This is a genomic window from Flavobacterium sp. LHD-80, from assembly GCF_030929605.1.
Taxonomy (GTDB): domain Bacteria; phylum Bacteroidota; class Bacteroidia; order Flavobacteriales; family Flavobacteriaceae; genus Flavobacterium.
On record NZ_JAVFVS010000002.1, the window covers coordinates 94596 to 112470 of the forward strand.

A 17875-nucleotide genomic window follows, 5' to 3' on the forward strand; every position below is an offset into this window, starting at 1 on the left:
TAATTTTACAAATTAGATTGAATTAATTTACTGAGTGCTTCAAAGGCACCTTCGTTGCGTTTATAATAAGTCCATTGCCCAACACGTTTGGCTTCGATAAAACCTGCGCGTTGTAAAATAGACAAGTATTCTGATACTGTAGATTGTGTCAAACCAGCTTTCGCCTGAATTTGTCCCACGCAAACTCCGTGTTCAAATCCGCCATGTTCAAGTTGGCCGGGAAAGTTAATTTCGGGTTCTTTCAGCCATTCCAGCATTTGCAGTCTGGCTTTGTTCGAAAGGGCTTTAAAAATTTCTATGTTTTCCATGGCACAAATATATCGACTTTTCCCGATATATCAATTTAAAAAAAAATATTTAGCATTTTTTTATGATGGAGAAGCGGAAATGATGAGGATTTTAATAAAGAAAATTTATATTTGCTGATAGGTTAATCTCGCAAAGACGCAGAGTCGCAAAGTTATTTTGCCATTTTATGTCATTTCGACGAAGGAGAAATCTCCGCGAGAAGCTCGACAAAGATTGGATTTTCGTTGCGGAGCTACTCGTGGAGATTTCTCCTTCGTCGAAATGACAAACAGTGCGGTAATAGCAAGATTAAAAAGTTCCCCAAAACAAAATAAACTTAATCCATTATGAAAAAAACAGTACTCATTTTAGGCTTCTTATGTTGTGTAATAACCAGTTCAAAAGCACAAGTTGTAGGTGTTGACGTTGGTGATATTGCTCCAGAAATTGAACTTCCAGATACAAAAGGAAACGTTGTGTCACTTTCCTCATTTAGAGGCTCTTTGGTTTTAGTTGATTTTTGGGCTTCTTGGTGCGGACCATGTATTAAGGAACAGCCTACATTATTAAAACTGCATAATGCTTATCCTGATAAATTATCGATTTACAGCGTTTCGATGGATACAAAAAAGCCATTGTGGACCGCTGCAATCGCAAAAGGAAAATTACCTTGGACTCAGGTTAGTGACTTAAAATATTGGAGTTCGCCAGTTGTAAGCGCCTATATGCTGCAATCTGTTCCGCTGAATTTTTTAATCGATAAAAACGGAATTATTTTAGCTAAAAATATTCACGGAAAAGCTTTAGAAGATATGGTTAACGGCTTGTTGACTAAGTAGTTTTTGTTTCAAGTTTAACCGCAAAGAGCGCAATCCCGATAGCTATCGGGATACGCAAAGCACGCAAAGAAAATCAAACTTTGCGACTCTGCGAGATTATTTCGTCAGCTTAAAAAAATTTTGCGTTCATTGCGTATCCCGATAGCTATCGGGATTGCGCTCTTTGCGGTTAAATTCACAAAGTAAAGCAACCTGAAACCTGAAACAAAGAAAACCTGAAACAAAAAAAAAGTCCATTATTAATGGACTTTTTTTAATTATTCGTTTTCTGTATTTGCCTTTTTAACACCTCCAAAACTCGATTTCATCATTTCTCTAATTTGGAATTGTGTTTTATTTCGTGTCACATTTTTCCATTCCTCAAAATCGTAAATATGTATCTTGTCGGCATACGGATTGGTCACAAAAAATAATCTTGATATCGAGAATTTATAATATTTTAATTCATGCGAAATATGTCGGTCAGGTACGACAATAAGAATCGTTTCCCAATCCAGAAAATTCTTTGGGACGTCTTCTCTTTCAGTTAATCCAAGAGATTCAAAAAAGGCAAGAATCTTTTGGTCATTATTCTTATCGATCTTCTCATCGATACGTTTAATGGCGCTCAGAAGCTTTTTTTCATCTTTAATAACACTCATAATAGTCTTTGTTTTTTTTATTTTAGTATAAAATTACACCAAAAGAAAATTATTTCAGAAAGTATAGCCAATAGAATGATTCTAAATTTTAGTAGCCATTTTTTATGGGGTGTGCAAGGATAATAGTTTATGTTTTTGATAAAATACTATTAAATTACAAGCCTTCAAAAGCGTAATTTTATATTTTCTAACTACTACCAAACCATTTTTCATGAGAAATTCTTTTCTTAAAAAACTTTTTCCGGTTTTTATTTTTGCAATTTCAGGTCTGGCTTTCGCCCAAAGCAAATCAGATCGAGAATCGATTTTGATGGATAAAGACTGGCGTTTTTCATTCGGACATTTGTTTGATACTGAAAAAGATTTTGGGCATGCAACAGGATATTTCTCCTATTTGACTAAAACAGGTTTTGGAGACGGCCCGGCGGCAAAAGATTTTGACGATCGTGCCTGGCGAAAACTTGATTTGCCTCACGATTGGGCAGTTGAGCAAGAGTTTAGCGAAAAAGGCAGTTTCAGTCACGGATTTAAAACAGCTGGAAAAGGTTTTCCGGAGAAAAGTATTGGCTGGTACCGAAAGAAAATCAACATTCCGGAAACGGATAAAGGAAAAATTATCAGCTTAAAATTTGATGGCGTTTTTAGAAATTCAAAAGTGTTTTTTAACGGATATTATCTCGGAACAGAAGAAAGCGGTTACAACGGATTTGAATACGATATTACAGCGTACGTGAATTATGGCGGAGAAAATACAATCGTTGTTCGTGCCGATGCATCAATTGAAGAAGGCTGGTTTTACGAAGGCGCCGGAATTTACAGACATGTTTATCTGCAGAAAACAAACCCGATTCACATTAAGACAAATGGAACTTATATTACTTCGGAAACAAAAAATAATGATGCAACAATTACTGCCGAAGTTTCAATTGAAAACAAAGGAAATTATAAAGGTTCGATTGAAATTATTCAGACAATTTTTGATGCTTCGGGAAAACAAATTGCAAGTGTTTTGGAATATGGGAATGCTCCTGAATTTTATAAAACCAATAGTTATACTTCAAAATTAAATGTCAAAAATCCGCTTCTGTGGGATATTGATTCTCCAAATTTATATCGATTGGAAACTCAAATCAAACAAAACGGAAAAGTAATTGACGGTTATGAAACTACTTTCGGAATTAGAACAATAAAATTTGATGCTGAAAAAGGCTTTTTTCTGAATGGCAAAGCTTTAAAATTAAAAGGAACCAATAATCATCAGGATCATGCTGGAATTGGAACGGCTTTGCCTGATGAAATTCAGTATTACCGAATCAAAAAACTGAAAGAAATAGGTTCCAATGCTTATCGCTGTTCGCATCATCCGCCAACGCCCGAGCTTTTGGATGCGTGCGATAAACTCGGAATGTTAGTAATTGACGAAACCCGACTAATGGGAATTAACGATTATCACTTGAATGATTTAGAAAGAATGATGAAACGCGACCGTAATCATCCAAGTATTTTTTGCTGGTCGGTTGGAAATGAAGAATGGAATATTGAAGGAAATATTGTGGGTGAACGCATTACAAATGTGATGCAGGATTTTGCCAAAAGTATCGATCCAACAAGGCCGGTTACAGTTGGAATCAGCAGCGGGTTTAGAAGCGGCATTTCGTCTGTAGTTGAAATTATGGGTTATAATTATCTTGGAAACGGAGATATCGACGCGCACAGAAATGAGTTCAAAAATCAGCCCGGAATGGGAACGGAAGAAGGTTCTACTTTTGCAACCCGAGGTGTTTATTTTACTGATGATGCAAAACATTACCAAAGCGCTTATGATAAAAAACCGCGCCCAACATTTTACAGCATTGAAGAAGGCTGGAAATTCTATGCCGAAAGACCTTATTTAGCCGGAATGTTTATCTGGACAGGTTTTGATTATCGCGGTGAACCAACGCCTTATGGCTGGCCATCAGTAACTTCGTATTTTGGAATGATGGATGTTTGCGGTTTTCCAAAAGACAATGTATTTTATCTGAAAGCTTGGTGGGGAAAAGAACCTGTTTTGCATTTATTGCCACATTGGAATTGGAGCGGAATGGAAGGTGCAGCAATTGATGTTTGGGCCTATTCAAACTGTGATGAAGTGGAACTTTTTCTCAATAAAAAAAGTCTCGGAAAAAAGAAAATACAACAAAATGGACATTTAGAATGGAAAGTAAATTATACGCCCGGAACCTTAGAAGCTATTGGGTATAAAAACGGAAAAAAAATATTGACTGAAACTCAGAAAACGACTGGAAAATCGGAAAATATTAAACTTTCTGTTGACAAAGAAAATCTTCCAAATTCTAAAGTAAACGTTGTTACAGTTGAATTAATAGATAAAAATGGCTTGCACGTCCCAACTTCAAATGATGAAATTGCATTTTCAATAGAAGGCGGAAAGATTTTAGGCGTAGGAAACGGCAATCCAACTTCATTAGAAAAAGATCAGTTTATCGATGATGTTTCTTTAGTTGCAATAACCAATTTTAAAGAACAAAAAGGCGTAACAGCTAATTTGTCTCAAGAATTACAAAATTATGCTGAAAACGACTGGAAAACAGCCTTTAAAGACCGTGATTATAAAAATCAGGCGCCGTTTTATATTTACAAAGGCGAATTTGATTTGAAGAACAATTTGGCGTCAAATATCGTAAGTTTCTTTTACAAGAAAATTGGAGTAGAAACAGTAGTTTTCATCAACGGAAACAAAGTAAATCCAAGTGTTGAAGATTCTCAAAAGTACACTTTGAATTCCAGTATTTTAGAAGAAGGAAAAAATACAATTCATATTATTGCAACGCCATTGCAAAAAATAAAAGACTGGGACGTGATGAATACAGACCCCGGAATTATTCAGGTCATAAAACCTGCGGAACAATGGAAAAGAAAGCTTTTTAATGGCTACGCCCAAATCATAATCCAAAAAGAAGAGAATGTAAAAGAAGTTATACTATCTGCTTCAGCGAAAGGGCTGCGATCTGCAAGCTTGAAGAATTAAAAAATTTAACCGCAAAGACGCTAAGATTTACGCAAGGTTCGCTAAGTTTTTTAGCTGAACGAAAGAATCTCGCAAAGTCGCAGAGTCGCAAAGTTTTATTTTCTTTTCGTGCTTTGCGTAAATCTTTGCGCCTTTGCGGTTAAACATGAAACCTAAAACATGAAACCTGAAACAAAAAAATAAAATATTGTTTGATTTTCATAACTTTGCAAAATGAATAATCAAACAGAAACTCAGAATTGCGATTTTACTTCAGATTTAAAACTGAAAGGATTTAAAGTTTACCCAATTAATGGGGATTTAAGTAAAGTCCCAGTTTACAGTCGTAGAGATTTTTATAAAATTTGCATCAATACTAGCAAAAGTATTATACAATATGCTGACCGCGGGATAGAAACCGACGGAACAATTCTGTTTTTCGGTAATCCCATTATTCCTTATTCTTGGGAAACTGTTTCTGGCGAATATGAAGGTTATGCTTGTGTTTTTACAGAAGAATTTCTGAAAACAAATGACCGTTCGGAAACACTTCATGAATCACCATTGTTTAAAATAGGAGGAACGCCAATTTTTTCTTTAAACGCTGAACAAAAGGTTTTTATAGATTCGTTATTTCAAAAAATGATCGAAGAATATGAAACCGATTATGCTTTTAAAGATGATTTAATGCGCAATTACATCAATTTAATTTTGCATGAATCAATGAAGATGCAACCTTCAGAAAACTTCTTTAAACCTAAAAATGCTTCATCAAGAATTACCTCATTGTTCTTGGAGTTATTAGAACGTCAATTCCCTATTGAAACTAAAGATCAGCCACTTGTATTAAAAACACCACAAGATTACGCACAAAGTCTTGCAGTGCATGTAAATCATTTGAACCGCTCGGTTAAAGAAGTTACAGGAAAACCTACGACTTCACATATCACGGAACGAGTTATCAGCGAAGCAAAGGCACTTTTGCAACATACGGACTGGAGTATTTCAGACATTGGTTATTCGCTTGGATTTGAATATCCAAGTTATTTCAATAATTATTTTAAAAGACTTACAGGAACGGTTCCAAAATCGTTGAGAATGTAAATTGTTTCAATTTCTTAATTTTTTGTTTGAATATTGTTATTTGCGACACGCAGAGTTGACCTAATTTTGCCTTGAAATTACAATGCTGAAATAACTTATCAGTTTTGGACAAACTAAATTACTACTTCATAAAGCGGCCTCTAGCTTTCTAAAATTTAGTTTATAATTCTGATAATGAATTAGATAAGTGATTTTAAATAAAGTCAATCTCAAAAAAATAAGTAAATTTATGTCAACAAATTATTCAACAGTTATTGAAGAAGGAAAAGTCCCGAATACATTTATGACAGGCGACGTTTCTTATAAAAAACAAACGAGCGATATTCATCCTGAAAACACTGTAATCAAAGAAGTTACATTTGAGCCTTGCGCAAGAAGCAACTGGCATATTAATGCGAGTCTGCACATGCTTATTGCAAAAGACGGAGTTGGTTATTATCAGGAAAGAGGAAATGCGGTTAGAATGCTTCAGAAAGATGAAGTAGTTACGATTTTACCAGGAGTAGAGCATTGGTACGGAGCAACTCCATTTGACAAGTTCTCTTATATTGCTATTATAACAGAAGTTGATAAAGGCCACGGAATCTGGCTTGATAAAGTAACCGATGGAGAATATTTTCTTTTAAGTAGTCTTTAGAAACAAGATGCTATCCCGAAGCCTCGGGACTGAGATGCTAAGATGCTAAGTTTTTTGGCTGATGAAAGAATCTCGCAATCCCGATAGCTATTGGGAGCCAAGGCGCAAAGTTTTATTTTCTTTGCGTGCTTTGCGTAAACCTCTGCGCTCTTTGCGGTTAAACCTGAAACTTGAAACTTGAAACCTGAAACAAAAAACAAAACTAAAAAACAACAAATAAAATTATGGAAACAAAAAACATAAAAGCCTTTGGTACAGAAGCTGCCGAAGCACCATTGAAAACATTAGATATTCAACGTAGAGCTGTTCAAGCGCATGATGTAGAAATCGAAATTCTGTACTGCGGAATTTGTCATTCTGATTTGCATTCGGCTAGAAATGAATGGCATGGTACAATGTACCCAATTGTTCCGGGGCATGAAATCGTTGGAAGAGTTGTAAAAGTTGGTGATCACGTAAAAAACTTTAAAGTAGGACAATTAGCAGGAGTAGGCTGTATGGTTGATTCTTGCAGAGAATGTGAGCATTGCAAAAGCGATTTAGAACAATATTGCGACGAAGGAAGTATTTTGACATTCAATTCTCCTGACAAACATTTGGGCGGACATACATTTGGAGGTTATTCTCAAAGTATTGTTGTCGATGAAAATTATGTTTTACATATTTCAGACAAACTGGATCTTGCCGGAGTTGCACCATTACTTTGTGCTGGAATTACAACGTATTCCCCTTTAAAACACTGGAAAGTTGGCCCTGGTCAAAAAGTTGGAATTGTTGGTATTGGTGGTTTAGGACATATGGGAATCAAATTAGCAAAAGCTATGGACGCTCATGTGGTCGTTTTCACAACATCGGTATCTAAATTCGACGCGGCAAAAAGCCTTGGAGCAGACGAAGTTGTTTTGTCTACAGATCCTGAACAAATGGCTAAACATGCAAAAAGTCTGAACTTTATTTTAGATTGCGTTTCAGCTGAACATAACATCGATTCGTATTTAAACTTATTAAAAGTAGATGGAACTTTAACGCTTGTTGGTGCGCCAATGGAACCACTTCCTGTAACCTCTTTCAGTCTTTTGTTAGGAAGAAGAAGTTTCGCTGGTTCAGCTATTGGAGGAATTGCTGAAACTCAGGAAATGTTAGATTTCTGTGCCGAACATAATATCACTGCAGATATTGAATTAATTGGTGTAAACGAAGTAAATGATGCCTACGAAAGATTATTAAAAGGAGATATTAAATATCGATTTGTAATTGATATGGCTTCTTTAAAATAAGATGCTAAGTTGCTAAGGTTCTAAGATGCTAAGAAATTGGAATCTTTAAATTTTGGCAAATTTAAAAATTTAAATAAAAATAGGTATTGAGATGCGTCGTACTAAGAAAAAAACTTAGAATCTTAGCATCTCAGAACCTTAGAACCTTAAGATGAAAACACGTAAACTAGGAAATAGCGGTCTTGAAGTCTCAGCATTGGGGCTTGGCTGCATGGGAATGAGTTTTGGATATGGTCCTGCTCATGACAAAAATGAAATGATACGTCTTTTGCGTTCTGCGTATGAAAAGGGAATTACTCTTTTTGATACGGCAGAATGTTACGGACCATTTTTAAACGAAGAACTTTTGGGAGAAGCTCTGGCGCCTTTTCGCGATAAAGTTGTAATTGCAACTAAATTTGGGTTTCTAGAAGGCGATTCTAAAAAAGGATTAGACAGCCGTCCCGAATGGATTAGAAAAAGCATTGAAGGTTCATTAAAAAGATTAAATACAGATGTGATTGATTTATACTATCAGCATCGTGTGGATCCAAATGTTCCTATCGAAGATGTTGCAGGAACTATAAAAGATTTGATTCAGGAAGGGAAAGTGAAGCATTTTGGACTTTCTGAAGCTGGAGTAGAAAGCATTCGTCGTGCGCATGCAGTTCAACCTGTTACAGCTTTGCAAAGCGAATATTCACTTTGGTGGAGAACTCCAGAAGAAGAGATTTTTCCAACTTTAGAAGAACTCGGAATCGGATTTGTGCCTTTCAGTCCGTTAGGAAGAGGTTTTCTTACTGCAAAAATTGATGAAAACACACAATTTGACATTACCGATTTTAGAAATTCATTACCTCGTTTTGCTCCCGAAGCCAGAAAAACAAACCAAGCTTTTGTTGAATTATTATCAAAAATGGCAGCTGAAAGAGGCGTAACAAATGCGCAAATAGCATTGGCGTGGAATGTAGCTCAAAAACCTTGGATTGTACCAATTCCAGGAACAACTAAACTGCATCGTTTAGAAGAAAACCTTGGCGCTTTAGATTTAAAACTTTCTGCCACTGATCTTTCAGAAATTAATGAAGCCGCTTCAAAAATAACAATTGAAGGATCTAGATATCCAGAACATTTGCAGAAGATAGCTGGAAAATAGGTTCAAAGTTACAAAGTTACAAAGGGACAAAGGTTTTAAAGTTACTTTCAAAGAAACAAAGTATAACCTTTGTCCCTTTATCTCTTTGTCCCTCTGTCCCTAAAAAAAAGAAAACCCCTCAAGCAATTCAACTCTTGAGGGGTTTTTAGCAAAGATTTGGGGTTCTTAGATGCTCAATAGTATCTTAGAACCTCAGAATCTTAGCGTCTAAAATAAAATTTTACTTTTTGTCCAAGTTTTGTTTCAGCAATTTAGCGTGTTCCAAATGTGCTGTTAAACCGGCAATATTGTTTGAAGCCCATACTTTTATGTCTTCATCTTTTGCATCTTTAGTTGCGTCTTGTAGTTTTTTAATCGCTTTTTCGTGACCGTCGATCATCATATCGGCGAATTTTTTGTCAAAATCAAGACCTGTTTTTTTGTTTAGTTTTTTGTATTCCTCTTGACCTTCTTCAGTTAAAGAAGTTGGAAGCGTAAAGTTTTTAGCTTTCGCCAAAGCACTTACTTCTGAAGCCGATTTAGTATGCTCATCAACAAGCATTTTACCAAATTTTTTCACTTCAGGATTGGTACTTTTAGTTTGTGCCAATTTTCCAATTTCGATTTCAGCTAAATTGATTTCTGCCTGATCAACTAAAAATTCCGAATCATCTTCTTTACTGTCAATGGAGTCAAATTTTGCTTCGTTGGCATCTTCTGCAACCTCTTTTGGATCTTCTTGTTTTGTTTCGTTTTTACAAGACTGAAGGAATAGAATGATAAGTCCCGCTCCTAAAATTGCTTTACCGGCTAATAGTATCTTTTTCATGATTTTTAATAGTTTGAATGTTATGATGTAAAATTATTCAGGAAGTAGGAGGAATGTATTACAGGATTTTTGGAGATTGTTATATGATTTAGATATGATGCCGTTATTGTAAGTTATTTTGTAATAGAAATAGTTTTATATTAGCTGAGAAAATTTCATAAAAATAATTTCTTCAATTACTATTTATTACGAATGTCAAAATCATTTCAACTAATTTTTCTGTCAACTTTATTGTTGTTTGTGAGTTGCAACAAAAAGATCAGTGATATAGATTTCGAAAAAAATGTAATGACCCAAATTTTTCCAGATTTGATTGATTCCCTTTGTATTGATTATAGGACATTTCCAAGTCCGCCACCTATTTATGGAGAAGTTATTTATGATAAAGAAGGCAATTATATAAGTACCGATTCAACAAAAGGTACCGAAAAGCAAAAAAAAGAAATAGCAGATTGGAAGCGCAATCAGGACTCCATTTATAAAGCAATTGAAGAAGATACTTCAAAATTAATTGTAGCATTCAATCCTAAAATAGGGAAAAGCAATGAGGATTTAAAAGAATATTTGGAAGAGCATTTTAAATGCGCTAAAATATTTAATCCAAAAAAAGAAATAGATTCTACCTACACAATTGATTATAAAAATATCCCACTTAAAGGTAAATTTGTAATAAGAAACATGTCAGAGTTTCCAAAAGATAGATATGAATTTTGGAGAAAAAAATATGATTTTGTTTTTGCTGGTGCAATTTATTTTACAAGAATCCAATTTGATAAAGAGCGAAAATATGGCGTTTTAGATGGAGGTTTTTCTTGTGGAAGACATTGCGGAATTGGTGTAAGGATTTATATCAAAAAAGTAAACAACAAATGGACAATTGATAAAATTGATAATACTTCGGTGTCATGATCGTACTTAAAAAAATTATAGGTTTGTTTTTGCTTCTTATTTCAGGGCTTCTATTGTTTGTGTCGTATGGCACTTTATTCACAGCAATAAAAAACTTTATAAAAGCATCGACAGATAAAGACTTCTGGTATTTAATAATTTTTGCAGTGATAGTTGTTTTTCTTACTATAGGAACAATTTACATGATAAGATTTGGTTTGAAGTTATTAAAACCGAAAGCGATTCCAGAAGAAACAATTGATGATATTGGATTGGGTAATTAACAATCTCAAAATGAGGTTTCCCGTAAAATAAATCTGTTTTTAATTGTAATATTTGTTTTGAATAATAAATTCATTATTTATTGAAGAAAAACCAAAAACCTCCTGATAAATGAAAACAACCTCAAAAAACAAATCATTCACATCGACACTTCGTGTTTTATTATTATCTGCTTTAATTTTCTTCGGTGCTATATCTCAAGCAACAGCCCAAAAATTGACCTATAATCCGAAGAAAACAGATAACGGATTAATTTTCGGTTCACTTACTTTTCCAAAAGAAAAAGCAAGATTTAATGGTTATTATATGCTAATAAGTTATAAGTCAACTGATCCTAAATTGGTTAGAAAGTATTCAAAAGAAGTACATTTTATTCCTGCTCAGATTACAAGAATGAGACATAAAGGAGATTTAGATGGTGGATTGACTTATCTTTTTGCAGTTGAAAAACCGGAAGGTGAATATGTTATAACAAATATTAGGCTTTTTTCAAATAGCGGTTTTCAAGTTCTTCAAAAAACGAGTAATATAAATGGTTTCTCCATTCCTTTTAATGTCAATAAAGGAGAGATTAAATATATTGGAAACATATTATTTAATGAATATGCCGAAAATGGTGAAGCTGTTGTTAGCTACCAGAATAATTTTGAAAAAGACCTTGCCGGAATTAGAATAGAAGAGCCTTATGTTTTTTGGGACGCTGCAAAAAACGATGATACCATAAAACTTTCTTTTGAGAAAGCATTGTAAAGCGATTTTTCTTTTTCCAGAAAGCTTTAATTTAATATACAGAATCTCAATTCCAAAAGAATTGGGATTTTTTTTATCTACTACTCTAGGACTTTCGACTTTATAACTTTTGACTTTACGACTCACAATTGACTCAAATTATGAAAGTTATAACAAAAATTATATAACAGAAAAATCCTTCTTTTTGATGAATTTTGGAATACCATATAACACAAATCAATAATCTAATATTAGAAGTCATGCCTAATCCAAGAATTAAAAACGAAAAGCAGTATCAGGCTCTTGTTGAGAAAGGATACAGCAAAGAAAAATCAGCACGGATTGCCAATACACCAGATGCCGGAGAAAAGGGCGGAAAAGCAAAACCGTATGAAGAATGGACAAAAGAGGAATTGCTGAAACAAGCTATTAGAGTTGGAATAAAAGGTCGTTCCTATATGAACAAAAAAGCACTAATAAATTCTTTGCGAAACAATTAAAATTGAAACCATGCCATTAAAAATCGCACAGCAAAAAATGATGAATCAGTTAATCAAGTCACCACATTTGGTACTTGATAAATTAGATTTGGTTTATGTAAGCAATCAAAAATTGCCAATTGAAAGATGCGAAGGCGAAGATGGTTTCATTTATAAAAAGAACGGTCGATGCATCAAGCAAAAAAGCGAATTAAAGCGCTTTAGCAGTTTGGTTTTACCGCCAGCGTGGGTTAATGTTCATATTTCTGATTTATCAAACGGACATTTACAAGCGGTTGGTTTGGATGATAAAAACAGAAAACAATATCGTTATCATCCAAAATGGAATCAGATTAGAAACCAAACGAAGTTTTACAAAATAGCCGAATTTGGACAAAAACTTCCAGCAATTCGTAAACAAGTTGATCATGATTTGGAGCAAAAAGAATGGTCAAAAGATAAAGTTGTTGCACTTGTGATTCGGTTAATGGAAGAAACGCACATTAGAATTGGAAATGAGAAATACGCGAAGGACAATAAATCTTACGGACTTTCGACTTTACGCAAACGACACATCAACATCAATAAAAATTCCCTCCGATTTGAATTCATCGGAAAAAAAGGAAAACAGCATACGATTACAACCAGAAATAAACAATTGATAAAATTGGTTAGCCGTTGCGAGGAAATTCCGGGTTGGGAAGTTTTTAAATATTATGATAAAAACGGCGAACGCAAGGTTTTAGACAGTCACATGGTCAACGAATATTTACATGAAATTTCGGGAGAATATTTCAGTGCTAAAGATTTCAGAACTTGGGCAGCTTCAATAATATTTTTTGAAAATTTAATGGAAATCGGAATTACATCTGACGAAAAAGAAATCAAAAAAAATATCCTAACTGCTTATGACGCTACCGCAGAAGCACTCGGAAATACAAGAAATGTTTGCAAAAATTATTACGTTCATCCGCTGTTGGTTTCGACTTATGAAGACGGATCGATTCAGCCTTATTTTGACAAAGTAAAAAAGAGCAGAAGCACAAAAAAATACTTTTCACGCTCTGAAACGGCATTTGCAGAATTGATTGAAAATTATCAAGTCAATTTATTGTAAATCGTCATTTATAGAGCTATAAATAAAATGTTTAGAGTTAATGCATCTCCTTTAAAAGCATGAAATTTGAGTAACAAACAAAATCGTTATTAACTAAAAATCAATTATTATGTTACGTTGGACAGTCATATTTATTATTTTGGCAATAGTTGCCGGAATATTTGGTTTTGGTGGCATTGCCGCTGGAGCAGCTAGTATAGCAAAAGTTTTATTTTTTATATTCCTGGTTTTATTTATCATTTCGCTTATTAGTGGCCGAAGAAGTGTGTAAACCAAGAATCTCAGTAAATAATATCGAATAAAAACGACACAATTATATCTTGGTATTTTGTGTCGTTTATCTTTTAAAAAAATATCAAATTATGGGAACAAAAAGCGGTGCTTATCAAGATGTTTATGTAAAAAGAGAAGACGAAATGGTAAGCTTAAAAAATGATGTAACAGATTTTTGCGAAAAGTACATAAAACCTGTGCATCCTAAAAACTGGGATTGGTCGATTCGTGACTTTGAAAATCCTAAAAATGACCCCACAACTGCCGAAGCACGAGCCATTGCAAATGTAGTGTACAAAGATTTGTTGGATAGCAAAAACACAGAAGTCGATCTTTCGACAATGAACAATGTTGAAGCAATTAAAGCCTATTTAAATCCGAAGAGCAAGCATGAAGAGTTTAATATGGAAGAATTTGCATTTGCTTTGAAAGTAGAGTTGGAGCACGGTAAAATTAAAGATGTAAATGTAACCAATAATCATCCGTTTTTGACGGCGATGATTGCACTGGCGCACATGACTGAAAGCCTCACGTATTACAAACGCTTGAAAGTGATGGAAGCTGAAGGCGAGATTTATGAGATTATGCGTAAAATCGAAAATGCTTCAACAGGAAAAGAAGAATGGTACAAAGAATTAGGCAAAGCCGAACAAGAATTAAGCGAAGCAAGGGAAGGACTAACAGAACGTCTTCAAAAAATGGATGATATTCCGACACTTGAAAAAATTGGCGATTAAAAATCGTTGCGTAGACGCACTGCTGTACGCCTCTACAGAATATTCGAGTACATATTTGAAATTATATCAACTCTAATTCACACCTAAAAAACATAAAAAAACCGTTAAGGATTTATATTCTTAACGGTTTTTACATTTTTAATAATTTCAATTTTATCTTCTTAAATCATCGTCTGAGTACGAGTCATCATCTTCTTGTACATCGTCCTCAACATAAGTATTATCATCATCGTTATCATCGTCTTCGTCATTAAAATCGTCGTCATCTTCATCTAAGTCTTCTAAATCATCTTCCGTTTCATTAAAGTCGTTTTCAAAAGTGTCGGCGGGATTATCAAATTCATCATTTTCCTCTTCTTCGTCAAGGTCTTCGTCTATATAATCATCATCGTCATCATTTTCTAGATCCACTACATAAACATCATCGTTATTATCTTCTAAGTCGCGGTCGTTGTGAAAATCATCGTCTAGATCATCTAAATCATCATCGCTATAATTAGGAACGTTTTCATCGGGATTTGGTTTATCCGGATTATGTCCGTTTCTTACTGTGTAACCGCGATTTGCAGTTTCTTCAATACTGTTATCGGTGTCTTTTTGATCGTTCAAATCATAAAGTTCTTCATTCATTACCGTATTTCTGTTGGCTGCGTTAGGGTTTCTGTTAAGAATGCTGTTGTTTTTATTTATAGTATTCATGATATCAGTTTTTATAATTTCTATAAAACAAATCTAAGTCTAAATGAAAGAGAATTCTTTATAGAATTGCCTAGTGTAATTGTATAATTATCAGATGTGTAGAATGGAATTTAAATAAAAAATCCTATAACCGTGCCCGAATTTCGAATGGTAATTTTATCATCTATTAATCATAAAAAAAATTACCATGAAAACTGCGAATAACAAAAACGAAACTGCAACCAAGCAAGAAGTAAAAAGAGGCGTTACAAAACCTAAATCAAATGCTGCTGCCGGCTTAACCGAATTATTTGAGGACAGTCTTAAAGATTTATACTGGGCAGAGAAAGCTTTGGTTAAAGCGCTTCCAGTAATGGCAAGAAATGCAACATCAGAAGATTTGATTTCAGCTATAAATAATCATTTGGTTGAAACAGAAGAGCATGTAACACGCTTGGAGAAAGTTTTTGATTTGATTGGAAAAAAAGCGACGGCTAAAAAATGCGATGCAATGGAAGGTTTGATTGAAGAAGGAAAAGGAATTCTTGGAGAAACTGAAATTGGCGTGGTTAGAGATGCCGGAATTATCGCTGCAAGCCAGAAAATCGAGCATTACGAAATTGCGACTTACGGAACTCTAAGACAATTTGCTGAAACCTTAGGTCTAGAAGAAGCAGCTTCGATATTAGAATTAACGCTCGATGAAGAAAAAGGAGCCGATAAATTATTGACAGAAGTTGCTGTAAATGCCGTAAATCTTGAAGCTGCAGAAGCAGAGTAAGATTAGAGATTAAAGTACAAAAGTGCAGTCTCAAAACTGCACTTTTTTTTAATGAATTTAAATAGAAAGTTATGCCCGAAGGTCCGTCTATATTGATTTTAAAAGAAGAAGTGAATCAGTTTTCCGGTCAAACAATAATTGAAGTTTCTGGAAATAGCAATATTGATATACAGCGTTTAAAGGACAAAAAAATCTTGTCATGCAAGACTTGGGGAAAGCATTTTTTGATTTGCTTTGACGATTTTACTGTAAAGATTCATATGCTGATGTTTGGAACTTACAGAGTAAACGAACAAAAGGAAACCGAACCGAGACTGCACTTGCAATTTTCTAGCGGCGAAATTAATTTTTATACCTGTTCGATTAAAATATTAGAAGGCGATGTCAATCGATATTATGATTGGAGTGAGGATGTTTTGAACGAAAACTGGAATCCGAAGAAAGCAAAAGAAAGTCTCGATAAAATTCCTAACGAAATGATCTGCGATGCGATTTTAGACCAAAACATATTTTCGGGAGTAGGGAATATAATAAAAAATGAAGTTTTGTACCGATGTTTTGTTCATCCAGAATCATTGGTAGGGAAAATTCCGTCTGATAAAATCACTGAAATTATCTCTGAATGCTCTATTTACAGTTTTGAATTTTTGTATTGGAAAAAGAAATTCGAACTAAAGAAACATTGGCTTGCTTACACAAAAAGCACTTGTCTGCGCTGTAATTTGCCAATCATTAAAAAAACAACTGGAAAAAAGAATCGTCGAAGTTTTTTCTGTACCAATTGTCAACAGCTTCACATATGAAAACAGATCTTTTAATAGGATGCTCGAGTTTTAATAACCGATTTTGGAAAGGTGTTTTTTATCCTGAAAACCTGCCATCCTCAAAGTGGTTTGATTATTATTGCCAGCATTTTAATACATACGAATTTAACGGAAGCTTTTATAAATTCCCGACTTTAAGAGTCTTAGGAAATTGGTACAATAAAACGCCAGCTGATTTTAAATTTTCAGTAAAAGCGCCTAAAGAAATTACACATTTAAAAAGATTTATAAGCTGTGAAGTTTTATTAAAGGACTTTTATGATTGCTGTAATGAAGGTTTAAAAGAAAAATTAGGCTGTATTTTGTTTCAATTTCCGCCGAGTTATTCTTTTACTTCAGAAAGATTAATGCTGATTGTTCAAAACCTCGATTTGAACTTCAAAAATGTAATTGAATTTCGTCATGAAAGCTGGTGGAATCAAGAAGTGTGGAATGTCTTTTTGCAAAATAATATAACATTTTGCAGTGTCAGTTATCCAAAATTACCACAAACTATTTTTACTGATTTTCCGCTTATTTATATTCGTTTGCATGGAGTTCCAAAGCTATTTTATTCTAGTTATTCTTCTGATGAATTACTAGATATTAAAACTAAAATCGAATCTAAATCTGGATTTGTATATTTTAATAATACCGCAAGCGAAGCAGGAATTTTGAATGCTTTAGAGATGAAAAGGATTGTTTTTTAATCGCAAAGTCCGCAAAGAAAAAAACGCAAAGCACGCAAAGAAATTATTCCTGCGAACCTTGCGTAAATCTTTGCGAACTTTGCGGTTAAACAAGCATTATTGCAATTGCAAATTCCCTTCAATTCCATCATCCATTGTTTTTCCTGTCACAAGCGCAGCAGTCATTTTAGCAATGGCAACCAGTTTACCGTTTTTGTTGTTCCAATAATAACCGTCTTCTGGAACCACTTTTATGACACTTAAATTTGGATCATCGATACCGCCAGGCATCCAGACTTTCACAATAGGATCGTATAATTCTTCAATAATTTCTCTTTTGTATGAAATCGTCGCTGATCCATGCAGTGTAAGGAATTTATCGTGCGGTTCAGAAAAGAATATTTCTACAGTAGGATTTAGTGTAATTTCAGCATTTTGACTGCTGTTTCGGTCAGATAAGAACCAAAGATTGCCTAAATCATCAATTTTTTGAACAGACATTGGTCTTGATTGCAAACGGTTCTCGTTATACGTACAGAACATGCAGGTTTTTATATTTTCTGCTAATTCTTTTATTTTGTTTACCGCTAATTCTTCGGTAAGGTTTTTATGATCTCCCATGGCTTTTAATTTAAAAATTAAGTTAAATCGTTGAATTTGTTTTGTTTAAAAACTGTCAA

Annotated in this window: 21 protein-coding genes; 16 read left to right on the forward strand and 5 right to left on the reverse strand. The window is 34.1% G+C overall.

Annotated features, from left to right (window positions below):
- Positions 1-5: 5 nt before the first annotated feature.
- Positions 6-308: a metalloregulator ArsR/SmtB family transcription factor gene (locus RB619_RS03405; protein WP_308094203.1), complete on the reverse strand. Its 303-nt coding sequence runs from the start codon at positions 306-308 to the stop codon at positions 6-8.
- A 327-nt stretch (positions 309-635) separates the two neighbouring features.
- Between RB619_RS03405 and RB619_RS03410 the strand changes: the two genes are divergently transcribed.
- Positions 636-1127: a TlpA disulfide reductase family protein gene (locus RB619_RS03410; RefSeq protein ID WP_308094205.1), complete on the forward strand. Its 492-nt coding sequence runs from the start codon at positions 636-638 to the stop codon at positions 1125-1127.
- A 257-nt stretch (positions 1128-1384) separates the two neighbouring features.
- Here the strand turns inward: RB619_RS03410 and RB619_RS03415 are convergent, their stop codons facing one another.
- Positions 1385-1768, reverse strand: a complete 384-nt coding sequence (locus tag RB619_RS03415) for a hypothetical protein (protein WP_308094207.1) — start codon at positions 1766-1768, stop codon at positions 1385-1387.
- Between the two features lie 211 nt (positions 1769-1979).
- Between RB619_RS03415 and galA the strand changes: the two genes are divergently transcribed.
- The 5 genes from galA (at position 1980) to RB619_RS03440 (ending at position 8931) form a co-directional block, all read left to right on the forward strand.
- Entirely contained in the window at positions 1980-4799 is a 2820-nt protein-coding gene (galA, locus tag RB619_RS03420; protein ID WP_308094210.1) for a beta-galactosidase GalA, read from the forward strand.
- Between the two features lie 213 nt (positions 4800-5012).
- Complete coding sequence (locus RB619_RS03425; protein WP_308094212.1) at positions 5013-5882, forward strand: helix-turn-helix transcriptional regulator; 870 nt, start codon at positions 5013-5015, stop codon at positions 5880-5882.
- Between the two features lie 229 nt (positions 5883-6111).
- A complete protein-coding gene (locus RB619_RS03430; protein ID WP_308094214.1) occupies positions 6112-6519 on the forward strand; it encodes a cupin domain-containing protein in 408 nt (135 codons plus the stop codon).
- Between the two features lie 224 nt (positions 6520-6743).
- Entirely contained in the window at positions 6744-7796 is a 1053-nt protein-coding gene (locus RB619_RS03435) for an NAD(P)-dependent alcohol dehydrogenase (RefSeq protein WP_308094217.1), read from the forward strand.
- Positions 7797-7947: 151 nt separating this feature from the next.
- Positions 7948-8931 carry an aldo/keto reductase gene (locus RB619_RS03440; RefSeq protein ID WP_308094219.1) on the forward strand — a complete coding sequence of 328 codons (984 nt, stop codon included), beginning with the start codon at positions 7948-7950 and terminating at the stop codon, positions 8929-8931.
- A gap of 220 nt (positions 8932-9151) precedes the next feature.
- Here RB619_RS03440 and RB619_RS03445 read toward each other — a convergent pair whose 3' ends face one another.
- Positions 9152-9739 (reverse strand): DUF4142 domain-containing protein, encoded by a 588-nt coding sequence (locus RB619_RS03445; RefSeq protein ID WP_308094221.1) that lies wholly within the window; start codon positions 9737-9739, stop codon positions 9152-9154.
- Positions 9740-10027: 288 nt separating this feature from the next.
- Here RB619_RS03445 and RB619_RS03450 point away from each other — a divergent pair, with 288 nt between their 5' ends.
- The 7 genes from RB619_RS03450 (at position 10028) to RB619_RS03480 (ending at position 14244) form a co-directional block, all read left to right on the forward strand.
- Positions 10028-10648 carry a hypothetical protein gene (locus RB619_RS03450; protein ID WP_308094223.1) on the forward strand — a complete coding sequence of 207 codons (621 nt, stop codon included), beginning with the start codon at positions 10028-10030 and terminating at the stop codon, positions 10646-10648.
- The gene (locus RB619_RS03455; RefSeq protein WP_308094226.1) at positions 10645-10911 is read left to right on the forward strand and encodes a hypothetical protein; all 267 of its coding nucleotides are present in this window, start codon (positions 10645-10647) and stop codon (positions 10909-10911) included. The genes RB619_RS03450 and RB619_RS03455 overlap by 4 nt, the downstream gene beginning before the upstream one ends.
- A 109-nt stretch (positions 10912-11020) precedes the next feature.
- Positions 11021-11659 (forward strand): hypothetical protein, encoded by a 639-nt coding sequence (locus RB619_RS03460; protein WP_308094228.1) that lies wholly within the window; start codon positions 11021-11023, stop codon positions 11657-11659.
- 239 nt (positions 11660-11898) lie between these two features.
- Positions 11899-12138 carry a Rho termination factor gene (locus tag RB619_RS03465; RefSeq protein WP_308094230.1) on the forward strand — a complete coding sequence of 80 codons (240 nt, stop codon included), beginning with the start codon at positions 11899-11901 and terminating at the stop codon, positions 12136-12138.
- A gap of 10 nt (positions 12139-12148) precedes the next feature.
- Positions 12149-13234 carry a DNA topoisomerase IB gene (locus RB619_RS03470; protein WP_308094233.1) on the forward strand — a complete coding sequence of 362 codons (1086 nt, stop codon included), beginning with the start codon at positions 12149-12151 and terminating at the stop codon, positions 13232-13234.
- Positions 13235-13343: 109 nt separating this feature from the next.
- Complete coding sequence (locus RB619_RS03475) at positions 13344-13505, forward strand: DUF1328 domain-containing protein (RefSeq protein WP_084157389.1); 162 nt, start codon at positions 13344-13346, stop codon at positions 13503-13505.
- A gap of 91 nt (positions 13506-13596) precedes the next feature.
- Positions 13597-14244, forward strand: coding sequence for a DUF5661 family protein (locus RB619_RS03480; RefSeq protein WP_308094238.1), 648 nt, complete (start codon positions 13597-13599; stop codon positions 14242-14244).
- Between the two features lie 153 nt (positions 14245-14397).
- Here RB619_RS03480 and RB619_RS03485 read toward each other — a convergent pair whose 3' ends face one another.
- Complete coding sequence (locus RB619_RS03485) at positions 14398-14943, reverse strand: hypothetical protein (protein WP_308094241.1); 546 nt, start codon at positions 14941-14943, stop codon at positions 14398-14400.
- A gap of 187 nt (positions 14944-15130) precedes the next feature.
- On the opposite strand from RB619_RS03485, the gene RB619_RS03490 reads away from it, so the two are divergent.
- The 3 genes from RB619_RS03490 (at position 15131) to RB619_RS03500 (ending at position 17216) form a co-directional block, all read left to right on the forward strand.
- Complete coding sequence (locus tag RB619_RS03490) at positions 15131-15703, forward strand: ferritin-like domain-containing protein (RefSeq protein ID WP_308094243.1); 573 nt, start codon at positions 15131-15133, stop codon at positions 15701-15703.
- Between the two features lie 71 nt (positions 15704-15774).
- On the forward strand, positions 15775-16506 hold the full coding sequence (locus RB619_RS03495) for a DNA-formamidopyrimidine glycosylase family protein (RefSeq protein WP_308094246.1): 732 nt from the start codon (positions 15775-15777) through the stop codon (positions 16504-16506).
- Positions 16503-17216 (forward strand): DUF72 domain-containing protein, encoded by a 714-nt coding sequence (locus RB619_RS03500; RefSeq protein ID WP_308094249.1) that lies wholly within the window; start codon positions 16503-16505, stop codon positions 17214-17216. The genes RB619_RS03495 and RB619_RS03500 overlap by 4 nt, the downstream gene beginning before the upstream one ends.
- Positions 17217-17312: 96 nt before the next feature.
- On the opposite strand, the gene RB619_RS03505 is transcribed toward RB619_RS03500, so the two are convergent.
- The gene (locus RB619_RS03505; protein ID WP_308094251.1) at positions 17313-17816 is read right to left on the reverse strand and encodes a pyridoxamine 5'-phosphate oxidase family protein; all 504 of its coding nucleotides are present in this window, start codon (positions 17814-17816) and stop codon (positions 17313-17315) included.
- Between the last annotated feature and the right edge of the window lie 59 nt (positions 17817-17875).

Bases quoted from the DNA above. Each gene is read 5' to 3' on its own strand.
- RB619_RS03405 (WP_308094203.1), bottom strand. From the start codon at position 308: ATGGAAAACATAGAAATTTTTAAAGCCCTTTCGAACAAAGCCAGACTG.
- RB619_RS03410 (WP_308094205.1), top strand. From the start codon at position 636: ATGAAAAAAACAGTACTCATTTTAGGCTTCTTATGTTGTGTAATAACC.
- RB619_RS03415 (WP_308094207.1), bottom strand. From the start codon at position 1,768: ATGAGTGTTATTAAAGATGAAAAAAAGCTTCTGAGCGCCATTAAACGT.
- galA (WP_308094210.1), top strand. From the start codon at position 1,980: ATGAGAAATTCTTTTCTTAAAAAACTTTTTCCGGTTTTTATTTTTGCA.
- RB619_RS03425 (WP_308094212.1), top strand. From the start codon at position 5,013: ATGAATAATCAAACAGAAACTCAGAATTGCGATTTTACTTCAGATTTA.
- RB619_RS03430 (WP_308094214.1), top strand. From the start codon at position 6,112: ATGTCAACAAATTATTCAACAGTTATTGAAGAAGGAAAAGTCCCGAAT.
- RB619_RS03435 (WP_308094217.1), top strand. From the start codon at position 6,744: ATGGAAACAAAAAACATAAAAGCCTTTGGTACAGAAGCTGCCGAAGCA.
- RB619_RS03440 (WP_308094219.1), top strand. From the start codon at position 7,948: ATGAAAACACGTAAACTAGGAAATAGCGGTCTTGAAGTCTCAGCATTG.
- RB619_RS03445 (WP_308094221.1), bottom strand. From the start codon at position 9,739: ATGAAAAAGATACTATTAGCCGGTAAAGCAATTTTAGGAGCGGGACTT.
- RB619_RS03450 (WP_308094223.1), top strand. From the start codon at position 10,028: ATGACCCAAATTTTTCCAGATTTGATTGATTCCCTTTGTATTGATTAT.
- RB619_RS03455 (WP_308094226.1), top strand. From the start codon at position 10,645: ATGATCGTACTTAAAAAAATTATAGGTTTGTTTTTGCTTCTTATTTCA.
- RB619_RS03460 (WP_308094228.1), top strand. From the start codon at position 11,021: ATGAAAACAACCTCAAAAAACAAATCATTCACATCGACACTTCGTGTT.
- RB619_RS03465 (WP_308094230.1), top strand. From the start codon at position 11,899: ATGCCTAATCCAAGAATTAAAAACGAAAAGCAGTATCAGGCTCTTGTT.
- RB619_RS03470 (WP_308094233.1), top strand. From the start codon at position 12,149: ATGCCATTAAAAATCGCACAGCAAAAAATGATGAATCAGTTAATCAAG.
- RB619_RS03475 (WP_084157389.1), top strand. From the start codon at position 13,344: ATGTTACGTTGGACAGTCATATTTATTATTTTGGCAATAGTTGCCGGA.
- RB619_RS03480 (WP_308094238.1), top strand. From the start codon at position 13,597: ATGGGAACAAAAAGCGGTGCTTATCAAGATGTTTATGTAAAAAGAGAA.
- RB619_RS03485 (WP_308094241.1), bottom strand. From the start codon at position 14,943: ATGAATACTATAAATAAAAACAACAGCATTCTTAACAGAAACCCTAAC.
- RB619_RS03490 (WP_308094243.1), top strand. From the start codon at position 15,131: ATGAAAACTGCGAATAACAAAAACGAAACTGCAACCAAGCAAGAAGTA.
- RB619_RS03495 (WP_308094246.1), top strand. From the start codon at position 15,775: ATGCCCGAAGGTCCGTCTATATTGATTTTAAAAGAAGAAGTGAATCAG.
- RB619_RS03500 (WP_308094249.1), top strand. From the start codon at position 16,503: ATGAAAACAGATCTTTTAATAGGATGCTCGAGTTTTAATAACCGATTT.
- RB619_RS03505 (WP_308094251.1), bottom strand. From the start codon at position 17,816: ATGGGAGATCATAAAAACCTTACCGAAGAATTAGCGGTAAACAAAATA.